The organism is Mycobacterium sp., from assembly GCF_052144515.1.
In the GTDB taxonomy this organism is placed as follows: domain Bacteria; phylum Actinomycetota; class Actinomycetes; order Mycobacteriales; family Mycobacteriaceae; genus Mycobacterium.
Window position 1 is genome coordinate 1 of the sequence record NZ_JBKQQD010000033.1, and the last position, 13,779, is coordinate 13,779.

15 protein-coding genes are annotated in these 13,779 nt (G+C 66.8%); 3 read left to right on the plus strand and 12 right to left on the minus strand.

The window, feature by feature from the left end; all coding sequences use genetic code 11:
- Positions 1-269, minus strand: a 269-nt coding sequence (locus ACLP9N_RS01485) for an alpha/beta hydrolase-fold protein (RefSeq protein WP_442405797.1), incomplete at its 3' end; no start/stop codon positions are given.
- A 183-nt stretch (positions 270-452) separates the two neighbouring features.
- On the opposite strand from ACLP9N_RS01485, the gene ACLP9N_RS01490 reads away from it, so the two are divergent.
- From ACLP9N_RS01490 to ACLP9N_RS01500, 3 genes are all read left to right on the plus strand, one after another.
- Positions 453-581, plus strand: a complete 129-nt coding sequence (locus ACLP9N_RS01490; RefSeq protein WP_442405734.1) for a hypothetical protein — start codon at positions 453-455, stop codon at positions 579-581.
- A 77-nt stretch (positions 582-658) separates the two neighbouring features.
- Entirely contained in the window at positions 659-1,411 is a 753-nt protein-coding gene (locus ACLP9N_RS01495) for a maleylpyruvate isomerase family mycothiol-dependent enzyme (protein ID WP_442405735.1), read from the plus strand.
- A 23-nt stretch (positions 1,412-1,434) separates the two neighbouring features.
- On the plus strand, positions 1,435-2,934 hold the full coding sequence (locus ACLP9N_RS01500; RefSeq protein WP_442405736.1) for a class I adenylate-forming enzyme family protein: 1,500 nt from the start codon (positions 1,435-1,437) through the stop codon (positions 2,932-2,934).
- A gap of 39 nt (positions 2,935-2,973) precedes the next feature.
- On the opposite strand, the gene ACLP9N_RS01505 is transcribed toward ACLP9N_RS01500, so the two are convergent.
- From ACLP9N_RS01505 to ACLP9N_RS01555, 11 genes are all read right to left on the minus strand, one after another.
- Complete coding sequence (locus ACLP9N_RS01505; RefSeq protein ID WP_442405737.1) at positions 2,974-4,017, minus strand: hypothetical protein; 1,044 nt, start codon at positions 4,015-4,017, stop codon at positions 2,974-2,976.
- 17 nt (positions 4,018-4,034) lie between these two features.
- Positions 4,035-4,175 (minus strand): hypothetical protein, encoded by a 141-nt coding sequence (locus ACLP9N_RS01510; protein WP_442405738.1) that lies wholly within the window; start codon positions 4,173-4,175, stop codon positions 4,035-4,037.
- The gene (locus ACLP9N_RS01515) at positions 4,172-5,356 is read right to left on the minus strand and encodes a cytochrome P450 (protein WP_442405739.1); all 1,185 of its coding nucleotides are present in this window, start codon (positions 5,354-5,356) and stop codon (positions 4,172-4,174) included. The genes ACLP9N_RS01510 and ACLP9N_RS01515 overlap by 4 nt, the downstream gene beginning before the upstream one ends.
- Positions 5,349-6,281 carry a 3-keto-5-aminohexanoate cleavage protein gene (locus tag ACLP9N_RS01520; RefSeq protein ID WP_442405740.1) on the minus strand — a complete coding sequence of 311 codons (933 nt, stop codon included), beginning with the start codon at positions 6,279-6,281 and terminating at the stop codon, positions 5,349-5,351. The genes ACLP9N_RS01515 and ACLP9N_RS01520 overlap by 8 nt, the downstream gene beginning before the upstream one ends.
- Before the next feature lie 36 nt (positions 6,282-6,317).
- Positions 6,318-7,499, minus strand: coding sequence for a thiolase family protein (locus ACLP9N_RS01525; protein WP_442405741.1), 1,182 nt, complete (start codon positions 7,497-7,499; stop codon positions 6,318-6,320).
- A complete protein-coding gene (locus ACLP9N_RS01530; protein ID WP_442405742.1) occupies positions 7,499-7,948 on the minus strand; it encodes a Zn-ribbon domain-containing OB-fold protein in 450 nt (149 codons plus the stop codon). The genes ACLP9N_RS01525 and ACLP9N_RS01530 overlap by 1 nt, the downstream gene beginning before the upstream one ends.
- Positions 7,945-8,952: a hypothetical protein gene (locus tag ACLP9N_RS01535; RefSeq protein ID WP_442405744.1), complete on the minus strand. Its 1,008-nt coding sequence runs from the start codon at positions 8,950-8,952 to the stop codon at positions 7,945-7,947. Before ACLP9N_RS01535 ends, ACLP9N_RS01530 begins: the two co-directional genes overlap by 4 nt.
- A 15-nt stretch (positions 8,953-8,967) precedes the next feature.
- Entirely contained in the window at positions 8,968-11,625 is a 2,658-nt protein-coding gene (locus ACLP9N_RS01540; RefSeq protein WP_442405745.1) for an NAD-dependent epimerase/dehydratase family protein, read from the minus strand.
- Between the two features lie 68 nt (positions 11,626-11,693).
- Positions 11,694-12,338, minus strand: coding sequence for an HAD family hydrolase (locus tag ACLP9N_RS01545; RefSeq protein ID WP_442405746.1), 645 nt, complete (start codon positions 12,336-12,338; stop codon positions 11,694-11,696).
- Positions 12,335-12,607: a hypothetical protein gene (locus ACLP9N_RS01550; protein WP_442405747.1), complete on the minus strand. Its 273-nt coding sequence runs from the start codon at positions 12,605-12,607 to the stop codon at positions 12,335-12,337. Before ACLP9N_RS01550 ends, ACLP9N_RS01545 begins: the two co-directional genes overlap by 4 nt.
- Entirely contained in the window at positions 12,604-13,758 is a 1,155-nt protein-coding gene (locus tag ACLP9N_RS01555) for an amidohydrolase family protein (protein WP_442405748.1), read from the minus strand. The genes ACLP9N_RS01550 and ACLP9N_RS01555 overlap by 4 nt, the downstream gene beginning before the upstream one ends.
- Positions 13,759-13,779: the final 21 nt, after the last annotated feature.

Genomic DNA, 13,779 nt, shown 5'->3' on the forward strand with positions numbered 1-13,779 from the left:
CTGCCGTCCTGCTCCCAGTCGGTGTAGAAGCTGTAGGCGCCGCTCGCCGGTGCCACCACCGAGATGCCCTTGCCCGCAAGGGTATTCATCGCATTCCCTGCGGTCACCCAGTTACTGACGGGATCCCCCGCATCGAAGGCGTCGAGGAGGTAGACCGCGTGCGGGCCGCCGGCCATGAACGTAACCGGGATGTCGCGGCCCATGGCAGCCGACGGGACCATCAGGTTTTCCACGCCCGCGGCCTTGGCCGCGCCGGTCGAGACCGGCATCAGCAAGGCCAGTGCAAGCACCGTCACCAGCGCTCCCCGTAGCGGCAGCATCAGACTGAACTTCATCGTCCAACCTTCCCGGCGTCTGCCGTCGTGGCCGACCCTTTTAACGAAGTTATGTTAGTGCAATAATCGGGAGCCAACGGAAGCAAGGATCGAGCGACGGCCTCGAAGGGTTATGACATGGATCCGACTCTTGACTACGACGTCAGTGACGAGTTCGAGTACGGCATCAACTGGTTTGCATGGATCCTCAGGGGCCACTATCCGCCACCGGCCTATCCGCCGGTGATGACGGGCGCGGGCGGGTAAACCGGCTCGTCTCCATTGCGGTCGACGACTGCCCGATGGGTGCTCGGTCCGTCGATGCAGTAAGCAGGGGGCACGGAATGGGCTCCTCGATGGTCGATGATCTTGCCGATGAGCAGACGGCACTAGATGAGCTCGTGCGGAACTTGGACGAGGAGCAATGGGGTACGCCGTCGACAGCCGCCGGCTGGAGTGTTCGCGACGAAATAGGTCATCTCGCCTTTTTCGACTTCGTCGCTGTGGCTTCTTTGCGCGGCGGAGGCGAAGCCCGGTTCGCCGAACTCGAAGCAGCGATGCGCTCCGGCGACGCCGATTTCATTCGCAGTCCCGGCGCGGGCAGGTCCGGTCGCGAGGTACTCGCGCGGTGGCGACGGGCACGCACCGCTGAAGTTGAGGCGTTCCGGCAAATCGATCCCGGCGCCCGTGTCCCGTGGGGACCCAACCGAATGGCCGCGGCCAGCTTGTGCACGGCGCGCCTGATGGAGACCTGGGCGCACGGCCTCGACTGCTTCATGGCACTCGGCGTGAAGCCGGTGGACACCGAGCGGCTCCGCCCTGTGTGCCACATCGCATACCGAGCGATACCGAATGCCTTGATGCAGGCCGGCCTGGCCATGCCGGCACCGCTCGACGATCTCGTGGTGGAGGTGTCCTCGCCGACGGGCGAACTCTGGCGCTTCGGCCGGCCGGGGGCGCCCAACCGGATTGAGGGCACCGCGGCCGAATTCGCCCGCGTCGGCGTGCGTCGTATGCGGCTGGACGACGCCACGAGCTTGCGGGCCAACGGACCTCTAGCCGAATCAGCCCTGCCGCATCTGAAGGCATACCTGTAACTCATTGCGATCGAGGAGGTTCAGTGCACAGCGCCGACATGGTGGTCAGCGACATACTCGCGTGCGGCCGGTCGCAGTATCGAAACAAGGATGCGATTATCGGTGAGCAGATGTCGCGCACGTATGGCGAGCTCGCCGATCGGGTTGATCGCCTCGCCGGCGCGCTGGCCGCGGCAGGCGTGCGGCCGCGTGACCGCATGGCGGTTCTTGCCGCCAATGACCCTGGAGTCGTCGAGATTTGCCTGGCAGCCAGCATGATCGGAGCGGTCGTGGTGCCGCTGAACCCGCGCGCCACCGCGGACGACCTCGCCTTCCAAGCGGACGACGCCGATGTCGGCTTCGCATTCGTCCAAGCCGAACTTGAACCGCTCGCCCGGGCCGGTGGCTTGCTGAACCGTCCTTCATGGTCTTCCGGAGAAGATCTGGAGAAGCTCGCCGACTCAGGGAAGCCATACCGGGGCCTGCGCCCCTCGTCTGACGACGTCGTGGTCCAGCTGTACACCTCCGGCACCACTGGTCGGCCGAAGGGCTGTCTGCTGACGCACCGCGGGTGGCTTTCGAGCATCGCGGGCTGGGCCCATGCGACGGGTATGTCGAGCCGGGACGTCGTATGGGCGCAGTTACCGCTGTTTCACGTCGCCGGCTTGCACTTCTTGTTCACCACTCTTGCCACGGGAGGCACCTATGTGGTCGACGGACCCGGCGATGCGGGGCGCTTCTGGGAGGTGATTCGGACGCGAGCGGTCACGGTAGCCACACTGTTCCCTAACCCGTTCGACCTCGTCGCGCATCCTGATGCGAGTCGATCGTTGGACCGCATCCGGCTGGCGTTTTCTCAACATACCAATGACGCACTCGTGCAATCGCTTCCGGGTGTCACCATCGCGACGTCGTACGGTGCGACCGAGCTGGGCGGTATGGCGCTCGTCGCGTTCGGCGACGAGTGTCTTCGGCCGGGACCCGTCCTCGGACGACCGCTGCTCGGCATGGTCGCCGCGGTGCTTGACGACGATGACGAGCCGGTGCCACACGGCCAGATTGGTGAATTGTGCTTCCGGGGGGCGGCGACCACGCCTGGCTATTGGAACCTGCCAGAGGCGTCTGCCGAGGCGTTACGTAACGGCTGGCTGCATACAGGCGACCTCGGTCGCGCCGATGACGACGGCCTGATCTTCTTCGTCGATCGAAAGAAGGACATGGTGAAGCCGGGTGGCGAGAACGTCTACTCGATCGCGGTCGAAGCCGTGCTGACCTCTCATCGCGCGGTAGTGGAATGCGCAGTCATCGGAGTTCCGGACGATCGCTGGGGCGAAGCCGTCAAGGCCGTGGTCGTCGCTCGCGAGGAGGTGACCGCCGAAGAGCTCGACCGGTGGTGCCTCGATCGCCTCGCGGCGTTCAAGCGCCCACGTTGGTACGACTTCGTCGCGAACTTACCCCGCAACGCGACAGCGAAGGTCGTTAAACCCGACCTGCGCGCGGCGCATGACCCCGCGACTTCGATCCGTCTGCCCGAGCGACCCTGACCGCCGGGCGCAGAACGGCGGCGTCTCGCCTCGACGCGGTCAGGCCGACACCCGGTTGGTGTTGTCTGACCCGGCAAGCAAGTCGTCGACCGACCCGACACCATCTTCGCGGCAGCGTTCCATAAAGGTCTCACCCCAGGAGAACGCGACCTTGACGTCGCGGGTGTCGCCATGGCGGAGAATGTGGCCGGCCTGAGCGCGATAGCCGCCCCAGCGCGCGGCCGAGAACTGCGACATCTGCCCACCCGGCTCCAACTCGAAGACCCAGGTGCGCCCGTCATGGGCTTGGTGAGCGATGCGCTGGGCCCAGTCGTCCGGGTCGGGTTCGATCCCGCCGGCGGTGTCGACGTCCATCACCAGCGGGCCGTTCTCATCGGCCACCGCAACGAAATTGAATTTCTGGCGACCGATGGCGACGTGGCCCCATTCCACGTGGCCGTCGTCGAACTCGGTGGCGAACGCCGACCACGAAAGCTGGGTGCCGTTGAAGATTCGCCACTCCTTCCAGTCCCGCCCGTGCGGCCAGTAGCCGTGGTCCAGGAACACGAAGCCCTCCACCGACTCGCCCAGAACGGTGCCGCGCGCCTTATACAGCTCACTGGTGTAGAAGAACGGTTCGTCGTGGTCGAGCGACCCGATCTGAATGCCGGGGCCGACCAACGCGGCGTCCAGCTGCAGGATGGTGCCCTCACGCCACTGCATCGCTCCCGGGCTGAGCCGGTAGTCGAATCCTTCTTCGGGCGCTCCCCCGGCCTTGCCGAGCAGTGAGCCATGCAGATGATGTTCGGTGGCCGCGTATTCACGCTTGACCTCGCCACGCACAGTCTGCAGCGACTCGGGGGCCAGGCTGACTTTGCCGGAGCGCGTGGTCATCATCCACAGCCCCGCAGTCATGGGCCCGCAGAACTTGCGCTCTACGATGTGCAGCGCACCCGACTCGTCGCGCCAGCCGCCGTAAAGGTAGGTGGACTCCTCAGTGAGGCCGAACGGCCGCGCGGTGGGCAGGTGCATGTCGAGATTCGGCTCGTAACAGCTGACGGCGGTGGCGAAATCGAGGTCGCCGACCTTCGAAACGTGAAGCATACCTGGTCCTTTCCGGATTAATCGACGGCTGGGATCTGCCAACCGATGTACTTGACGGTGGTGTATTCGAGCAGTCCCTCACGACCGACTTCGCGGCCGACACCCACCAGCTCACCGTCGATGAGCAGTTGGGTACCGACGGAACGCACTGACGTCATCGTGGCGGGGCCGGGGTGAAGGTCACCGGCATGGCTTTGACTCCGCGCATCATCAACGGGCCGTGCGGAAGGTACACGTAGTCGTCGGCGAGTGCGATGTCGGGCAGGCGGTCCAGCAACACCTCGAGGACGACGCTGGCCTCCAGCCGCGCCAGCGACGACCCGAGGCAGAAGTGCTCACCGAAACCGAACGTCTGATGGGTGCGGTTCCGGACGGCCGGACGGTCCATGTCCCACTCTTCGGGCCGCTCGACCAGCTCGGGGTCCCGGTTGGCGCTGGCGACGGCGTTGCACACCAGCGCTCCCGACGGGATGGTGGTGCCCGCGAGTTCCACGTTGCCGGCCGTCCTCCGGGGCACCCAATACAGTGGTGGGTCGCAGCGCAGTGTCTCCTCGACGACGTTGGGAATCAGCGAGCGGTCGGTCAGCAGCCGCTCCCAACGAGTCCGGTCGGAGAGCAGGTAGTGCAGCATCGAGCCGATCAGGTTCGCGGTGGTGTCGGTGCCGGCGAGGATCAGCATCCGTACCAGTGCGACGAGTTCCTCTGTGGCGAGCCGATCTTCGCCGTCGTGCACTCCGATCAGCCGGCTGAGCAGGTCCTCGCCCGGTGTCTTGCGGCGCTGGTCGATGATGCCCAACACGTACTGGCGCAGCGCGGGGTCGGATTCGGCGTATCCACCGGAGTCGGGCCCCGCGGCGGTGATGGCGTCGTCCGCCCACTTGACGAATTTCGAGCGGTCGCCGGCCGGGATGCCGACCAGCTCCGCGATCACCATGGCGGGCAACAAGAAGGCGAAGTCCGCGCACAGGTCCGCGGTCCCGCGGGCGGCGAAGCGGTCGATGAGCTCGTGGGCGATCGCGTAGGTGGGATCTTCGAGGTTCTTGACCGCCCGCGGTGTGAAGGCTTTGACGACGAGCTTGCGCGTGCGCGTGTGTTCTTCGCCGTCGAGATGCACCATGCTGGGCTGAGTTCCGGGCGTGCGCGGGCGAAGTTCGCTGCGGAAAGCGGACGAGTCCTTGAAGACCGCAGCAACGTTGGTGGCGCCGGTGACGACGTAGGCGCCGTTGCGCACGGGAAAGACGGGGCAACGCGACGCCGCATCCTTCAGCGCGGTGTAGGGATCCACCATCGGGGTGAACGGATCGAACGACTGCCCCGGGTCGACGTTCGCCTCACGCATGGGATGGCCTCTCACTGTCGTGGGGTGTCTTTGGACTCTCGCCAACTCGGGCGCGCAGGTCGGCTTGCGTGGCCGGCGCTAAGCCCCGCTTCGTGATCAGGTCTACCGCCAGGTCGACCATGTCGGCGTTGGTCGCGGCGGGGAACGCCCACGGGCAGTCGCCGATTCCGACCCGGATGCCCAGCCCACGGTCGAGTGCGCGTCCCCAAAGGTGCTGGCACCGTTCCGCCGAGCTCATCGCATAGGGGACCACGACCGTCTCGTGATCGATTCCCGCGGGAATGCGCGAGATCAGGAAGTCGATAACATCGGGATCGGGGTCGTTGTTGGACACCCAGCGATCGGAGAAGAACAGCTTGATGTTAAGCGGCTGGCGCAGTATGCCGATGCGCGCGGCCAACACCACCCAGCGCATGTCGGCGGCGTTGAACACGGCAATGTTCGGCACCAGCCCAAGCTCGGCGAACCGATCCAGCTCCGGCGGGTAAGGCGGATTGGAGTTGTTCGGATCGTCGGGCCCGAAACTCACTACACCGAAACGGTTTTCCTCTTCCACCCACAGGACTCGCTTGACGTGCTGGACCGGATCGAACGGGGTGAGCAGCAGGCGGGTGCCGGTCGGCGGACGCTGCGCCAGCGCCCAAATGTGGTCGAGGCTACCGTGGTAGCTGGGGTAGGCCAGCGGATCGACCTCGCGCGCCGCCGTCGCCAGGACAGTGCGCGAGACCTCGTCATCGGTCCACGCTTGCCGCCCGTCCTCGTGGCGGGCGTGAAAGTGCACCACCGTGGCGCCGTGCCGAATGCACTCCACCAGGTTGCGTGCCGTCTCTTCGGCGCCGTAGGGCACGTTCGGGTTGTCGTCCTTGCCGACCACCTCGTTGACGCCGACCTCGAGGTACACCTTGCCGTCTTCACGGAAACTCATCGCGCTCCTCTCCCCGCACCGAACGGACGACCGTGCTCATCGGCGGACCAACAGTGCCGCCCCGGCCGTGGGTCCCCCGCCGACACCGACCGCCACCGTGTCGGGCCGGCCCGCCTGCCGGTCGCCACCCTGGCCGCGCAGCTGCACGCACGCCTCGTAGAGCAATCCGCAGCCGTGCAGCCGACCCGCCGACAGCTGGCCGCCACCGGTGTTCAACGGCAGCTCACCATCCAGCGCGATGCGGTTGCCGGACGCCAGGAACGGACCCGACTCCCCCTTGCCGCAGAAGCGCAATGCCTCCAGCCACACCAGCGGAAGGAAGGAGAACCCGTCGTAGAGCTGGACTTGGTCGACATCGTCGGGACCCAGGTCGCTTCGTTCCCACAGGTGAGCCGCGGCGTCCCAGGCGGCCATCTCCGTCATGTCGGCCCACTGATCCCACAGCGGCCGGTGGCGCATGGCCCACCCGATCGACTCGATGCCGATCGCGGGATGCGGCCCGTCGTCCGCCGTGTCGACGTGCGAGACCACGAACGCGACCGACCCGTCACAGGGGACGTCGCAGTCGAGCATGCCGAACGGTGTGCTGATGATCCGGGCGTTGAAGTAATCGTCGATCGTCATCGGCGTGCGGTACACCGCGTTCGGATTGCCGCCGGCGTTCCGCCGGTTGTTGACCGCGATCATGCCCAAATGCTCACGCGTGGTGCCGAATTCGTGCATGTGGCGCTGCGCGTACAGCGCGATCCAGTTGGCCGGCGAGTGCGCGTCGAACGGCGCGAGCCAACGCCGGAAGCCCGAAACGGCGGTATCGGCCGCACCGGCGAGCGCCCCCGCCCGCCCCGCGGCGCCCTGGACGGATGCCTCACCGACGGTCCGGTAGACCAGCACGTGCCGGGCCAGTCCCGTGGCCACCGCGAGGCAGGCCGAGAAGAACGCGCTCAGTTGGCCGCCCTCGGCGCCGCCGAACTTCCAGTTGGTTTCCAAGCCAAGCGCCGCATGGACCTCGTCGGCTCCCGGACCGGCCAGGCCCGGAGTGTCGAAACCGCCACCGGGAAAGGTTGCCAGGCCGTCGATCTCGCCGCGGTCGACGCCCGCGTCGGCCAGCGCGGCCAGGCAGGCGTCGACGGTCAACCCCATCTCACTGGCCGCCAGTCTGCGGCCGACCTGAGACGAGCCGAAACCTCGGATCACCGCCTGCCGCTCGGGGCGCGTCATCACCGGTCCTCCCCCGCCGCGGTGAACAGCGGCGCGAACAGGCCCTCACCCAACGGCTCGAAGACGACCCGCACGCGCAGCCCGATCCGAACCTCTGCCATGTCCGTGTCCACCAGGCGGCTGACGAAGCGCAGCCCGGGCTGCTCGTGGAGTTCGACGACGATCACGGCGTACGGGTCGCGCAGATGCGGCAGCCACGGCTGGTGGTTGATCGTGAAGGAATGCACGGTACCGCTGCCGCTGACCGGCGCGAAGGCAACCTCGCGGGAAAGGCACTGGAAGCAGACCGGATTCGGCGGGTGCTGCCAGCGCCGGCAGCCGCGGCAGCGCTGCATCCGCAGCCGGCCGTCGGCACCCGAGCGCCAGAACTCCTCCTCGTCGCGGGTGGGCGCGGGCCGCAGCAGCGGCCCCACTCGCGGCGGCCTTCCCGCCTGAATGTCGCTGCTCACCGACCGATGATCCGTCCCGTCTTCTCCCATGCGCTGATCGCCGGCGGGAAGAACTCGTTGTACGAGTGGTACACCACCGGCGCGCGGGTCTCCCCGGCGCGGCGCAGGTAGCCCTCCGAGGACCGGTAGAAGTCGTGCCCCGAGGCCTGCTCGGGCAACTCGCCGTCATCGACGGCCGACCATTCCCAGTCGACCCCGTCGACTTCGTAATACATATGCTCGGGGAAGGTGTTCGGCTTGTATTTGATGTCGCGCGCGCCGACGTTCGAGGTCGCGTGCACGACGTCGCCGTCGCCGTCGACGATCATGGCGAAGTTGAAGCCGTCGGCGCCGTAGCAGATATGACCCATTTCGACGGAGCCATCGGAGAACTCCGCGCCGAACGGCGTCCACGCGAGTTCGACCCCCTTGAAGAAGTCGCTGTTGCGCCATGTCACCCCGGGCGGCAGGTAGCAGTGGTCCAGCCACAGGAAGCCCTCCGCGGACTTTCCGAACGCCGTGCCCGAAACCCGGTGCAGCAGAGACGTGTAGAACAGCGGCGTCGGTCCGCTGGGCACGTACACCTGCATTCCCGGTCCGATCCGCCGGCCGCTGAACTGCAATTCCTCCCCTTCGCGGTATCGCAAGTCGGTTGCGGTGCGAGCCATCTCGAACGGTTGCCCGGTGGCGTAGCCCGGTTCGGGGGGTTTGCTCGCGATGCGGTACCCGTCGTCGGAGGCGGTGGTCACGACCGGCCCGCGGAAGAACTCCCGTCCGGTCGGCATGGTCATTTTGCGGAGCGCGCCGTCCCGGGACTCGAAGCACGTGCCGTGCAGCGATCCCTCCAAGCCGAGCACGCCGCGGTAGGCGAAGTGCAGCTTGCCATCGACGTCACGGAAGTTGAGGTAGAACCAGGTGATCGACAGCGAGAGGCCGAAGTAGGTCCGGGTCGGATCGGAGTCGTCCCCGGTGGGGTCAAACGTTCCGACGAGGGTGCGATGACCGTAATCACCCTTAGTTGCCACGGTATTCGTCCCTTCCTACACCGTAGGCGGTTCTTCGTCGATGATGCGCACGGTGCCCGCCGTACCGTCGACCTCGACCAGTTGGCCGTTCCTCAGGCGTTGGGTCGCGGTCTGCGTGTTGACCACGGCCGGCACCCCGAATTCGCGGGCCACGATGGCGGCGTGCGACATCGGGCCGCCGACGTTGGTGACGATCGCCGCGGCGCAACCAAAGAAGGGAGTCCACCCGGTATCGGTGACGTTGGCCACCAGCACCTCCCCCGGTTCGAGGTCGTCGTCGGCGTGGCCCATGATCCGCACCCGGCCGCGTGCGGTGCCCCGCGACGCGGCCAGGCCGGTGACCACCGCGCCGTCGATGACCTCGCTGCGCTGATCCGGTGTCCAGGGCTGGCGGAAGTGAACCGGGTAATCCAGCGCGGCCAACCGGGAACGCTCCGCGCGTCGGCGCGCGACGAGATCCTTCGATTCCGCGGGCGGGTAATAGATCTCGTCCGTCGACAGATAGTGGACGTCGTCGGCCGAGGCCAGCGTTCCGCGCCCGGCCAGCCGCCGTCCCCATTCGCGCAGGGCCAGCCGGAGTTCGTGGGTGATGCGCATGCACACGTCGCGCCCGCGTTCGCGTCGCTCGATGGCGGCGACGGCGACGCGAACCAGCGCTCGCCCCACGGGCGTCGGCACTACGGCCATGGGGGCCCTGGGGGTCTCGTGATCGGCCCGGATGCTCCCCATCACCGAGCGCAGCAACAGCTCCGGTGCGTCCGCATAGACGGGGTTGCTCAGTTCCGTCTCGCCGGGCCCGCGATGTCCACAGTCGACCAGCAACCGATCGAAATTCCTGGCGAAAACCGTTGCGTCGCTGCGCAGTTTGTCCAGCACCACCTCGCGCGGACTCTCCTCGATCAATCGGCGCAGGCCGTCGTCCGTCGCGACGATGTCGGCAAGCTCTCGCACGCCCGCGAGAAGAGCCGCGCTGCGCAAATTCCGGGTCCCGGTCCGCACATTCATCGCGACGTCGTCCCCGTAGCGCTGCGCGATGAGGTTCATAGGAAGGCTGACCACAAACGTGTTCATGCAGTTGATGTCCCAGGCCCGCACCACCATGTCGCTGACCAGCTCGATGCGTGCCAGCAGTTTCGGGTCACGGAGCGCCCCCAGGTCGGGGCGGTCGGCGACCAGCCGTTCGGCTCGCCGCTCCATGGTGGACACCTCGTGCCCGAGCCCGGCGATCTGCGGGCCGCCCTTGGCCGCCGCCCGCGCTCCGGCCACGGCGTCGGCGACCGACATCCGCGGCGGGCGGTATCCCTCGGGCAACGGGGTGCCGTTCATCTGGTGCTCGAAGCTCTCCGGTGTCTGACCCGGGATGGCGTTCGCCAGTTCCTTCATGACCGTCATGTTGTTGTAGAACCGGTGTCCGATGGTGCCGACCTGCTTGGCGCTGACCATCGCCGTCAGCTCCCCGTCGAGCGGGAACAGATGGTCCAACAAATTCGCCGCGCTGAACAGGGTGCGGTTGGCCAGGGCCAGCGAGAACGGTGTCATCGGACCCGGGAATGCCTCGGACAGATTCGCCGCGCTCCACTCGGGCAACGCGGGATCGCCGGTGACGTTGTCGAATTCGCCGGTGTACTCCGGCGGGACGATCCGCACCGAGCTGCCGTCCGGCCCACACGTGTCGCGCGGGAAGACGACCGGTTCGGCCAGGCGGATGGGCTTGCGGACCGAGCGCGTGCCCACGGTCCACTTGCCCGACGACCAGTCGGTCATGTCGGCGACGGCCTCGGCCGACGAGTAGGCGCAGTCGAAGCCGAAGTCCTCGCGGAGCCTGCGGGTATCGCCGAGCGGGTAGTGCATGAACAACTCGATGAGATCCGGAACGGACTCGTAATTGCGGGCCTTGCCGATCAAGCCGGCCAGCATCCGCGAGAACCGCTCGCCGGAGTTCACCACCGGCCTTCCGACGATGTGGGCCATTTCGGTCAAGGACAGCGCGTCATCCGCGTTGAGATTGACGATCCCGGTAGGACCGCCGAGCGCCGCCTGCGCACAGAACCGGCCTACGTCGTCGACGTGAACCAGTTGCATCCGGGCGTCCCGTCCGGGGGTGACCACCACCGGTTGGCGGAAGATGTTGGCCGGCGCGCTCCAGGCCGATCGGCCGACGATCACGGTGGGGCGCACGTTGACTGCGTCCACTCCGGAGTCGGCGATCATCTTCTCGGCACGCACTTTGTTGCGCTCGTAGTGGAAAGACGCAGCCGGCTGCGGTGTCTCGTCCTCGGTGTACGGCTGCGGGTGGTCGGCATGCCCGCCGTACACGGTGATCGAGGAGGCGAACACCATCCGTCGGCAATCGTGATCGCCCATCGCGCGCAACAGATTTGTGGTGCCGCCGATGTCGATGCCCTCCGCGACTGCTGCGCTCTGCATCGCCGAGACCGTCCAGGCGAAGTGGACTATCGCATCGCAGCCCGCTACCGCGCGCGACACCCGTTCCGGGTCCTGGATGTCGGCGGCCACATAGGTCACGCCGGGGACGGGCACCGCGGGACTGCGCCTGGCCAGAATGACGACATCGGCGCCCATTCGCCGCAGCCATTTGACCGTCGCGGCGCCCGCCGCGCCGGTGCCTCCGGTAACCAGAACTCGTCCCGACATCTCGCCTTCACAGATCACGTCGCCAACCGAGTAACGCTAACCTGGTTATAGTATTTGACTGTGGCCTGTGGCACAAACGCCATTCGTCACAGCAGTCCGTGTTTCGCACACTCCCCCCGGCACGCAAGGGGTTCGGTGAACAACCGGGCGACCAGGCCGCAGGCCGCCGCCCCGACGACGTTCTCCTCGGCGTCATCGAAGAACAGCAACCGGTCGGGCGCACACCCGATGCGCTCGGCCGCGAGCGCGAAGATCACCGGGTCGGGTTTGCGCCGGCCGACTTCCGAGGAATCGACAACGGCCGCGAAGGTGTCGATCGGCAGCACACCGCTGGTCCACCAGGATCTGGCCTCTTTGGCGTTGTTGGTCAACACGCCGACCTTCGCGCCGCCGCGGACGAGGTCCTCGATGAGCGCGACCATCTCGGGGCGCACCCGCTGTCCCGCGGCCAGGCAATCGGCGAGGCAACGGATGTCGACGCGTACCCCTAACCGTTGCTCGACGTCACGACACGCGAACTTGAGGAACTCCCGCACCGAGCGCCGGCCGGTTTCCACGTCGGCGAATTCCGGGCCGCGTAACTGGTCGACGAAAGTGTTGGTGGGGACGCCCAACTCGGCGGCGTAGACCCGGCAGGCCTCGAACGGATCGACGGTGAGCACGCCGCCCATATCGAAGACCACGGCGTCGATGGGGCCGCTTGTTTCCTCCGGTTCGGCCGACGCGATCACTTCGGCGCGTGCGCCCGAGCCGCCCGGATGCGTTCGGCCGCGCTCATGAGGTCCGCCAAGCGTTTGCGTTCGGCGGACACCGTGGCGGCGGCCGGCGACTCCTGGTCGCCGAGAACCTCTTCGGCGTGGCGGATCCGCCGCCGCGCCGCGTCGATCTCCTGGGCCAGTCGTTCCGACGCTTCGGCGATGGTCAGCAGGTCCTCGTCGCCCCAGTCCGACGCACCCGGCATGTCCTCGGGCGAGATGGGCTCGACCGGCCCCACGCTCATTTGCCGGCGCGTGGAAAGTTGAACACTCGCCTGGCATTGAGTTCGACGATCTTATGGACGTCCTCGTCCGGAACCTTCGCGAACACTTCCTCGGCGACCTTGCGGCTGTTGGGCCAGTTGGAATCCGAGTGCGGGTAGTCGCATTCCCAGAGGATGTTGTCCAACCCGACCTCGTCGCGGGCGCCGAGTCCGTGACGGTCGTCGATGAAGCACGAATACACGTGCCTGTAGTACAGCTCCGACGGCCGGTGTTCCTGGTTGACGTTCTGGTAGAAGCGATGCCGCTCCCATACATAGTCGGCGCGCTCGAGCATGTAGGGCACCCAGCCGATGCCGCCTTCGGACAGCGCCACTTTCAGCCTGGGATGCCGATGGAAAACAGGCGAGAACAGCAGATCGGTCAGCGCCGACATCGAGTTGCAGCTGAACAGCGTGATGCTGACCGCCATCGGACATTCCGGTGACGGCTTGGGCGAGATGCCCGAGGTGCCGAAATGCATCGACAACGGCAGGTCGTACTCCTCGGCCGCGCTGAACAGCGGATCCCAGTGATCGGTGTGGACCGACGGCAGACCCAGCGGCGACGGATTCTCCGGGAACGCGATGGTCTTGGCGCCCTTGGCGAAAGTGCGATGCACCTCCCCCACCGCGAGGTCGACGTCCCACAACGGCAAGATGACCAGCGGGATGTATCGATCTGGCGCGGCGGCACACCACTCGTCCAGGATGAAATCGTTGTATGCCTTGACGCTGGCCAGCGCGACGTCGCGGTCGTCGCCCTCCAAGAACACCGTCCCGGCGAAGCGGGGGAACGACGGGAAGCACAGCGCCGCCTCCACGCCGTCGAGGTCCATGTCGGCAAGCCGCTGAACCGGGTCGTAACAGCCGGGCAGCATCTCGTCGTACCGCGATGGGTCGATGCCGAACTCTTCGGGCTTCTTTCCCGCCACGGCGTTGAGGCCGATCTGCGGGTACGTCTGACCCTGGTATTCCCACACCTGGCTGGGCGGGCCGCCCTTGGCCCGAGGGACTTCCACGATGCGCGGTCCCAACGCCCGGTACTTGGCGGGGAGCCGGTCAGCCCAGATGCGCGGATGCTCGATGAGGTGGTCGTCGACAGAGATCAACTGCATGTAGTCCTGCAACGGCACGTCGGCCTCCTGATAGTTAAC

Coding starts and splice junctions, on each gene's coding strand:
- ACLP9N_RS01495 (WP_442405735.1), top strand. CDS start 659: ATGGGCTCCTCGATGGTCGATGATCTTGCCGATGAGCAGACGGCACTA.
- ACLP9N_RS01510 (WP_442405738.1), bottom strand. CDS start 4,175: ATGACGTCAGTGCGTTCCGTCGGTACCCAACTGCTCATCGACGGTGAG.
- ACLP9N_RS01515 (WP_442405739.1), bottom strand. CDS start 5,356: ATGCGTGAGGCGAACGTCGACCCGGGGCAGTCGTTCGATCCGTTCACC.
- ACLP9N_RS01550 (WP_442405747.1), bottom strand. CDS start 12,607: ATGAGCGTGGGGCCGGTCGAGCCCATCTCGCCCGAGGACATGCCGGGT.
- ACLP9N_RS01525 (WP_442405741.1), bottom strand. CDS start 7,499: ATGACGCGCCCCGAGCGGCAGGCGGTGATCCGAGGTTTCGGCTCGTCT.
- ACLP9N_RS01490 (WP_442405734.1), top strand. CDS start 453: ATGGATCCGACTCTTGACTACGACGTCAGTGACGAGTTCGAGTACGGC.
- ACLP9N_RS01520 (WP_442405740.1), bottom strand. CDS start 6,281: ATGAGTTTCCGTGAAGACGGCAAGGTGTACCTCGAGGTCGGCGTCAAC.
- ACLP9N_RS01505 (WP_442405737.1), bottom strand. CDS start 4,017: ATGCTTCACGTTTCGAAGGTCGGCGACCTCGATTTCGCCACCGCCGTC.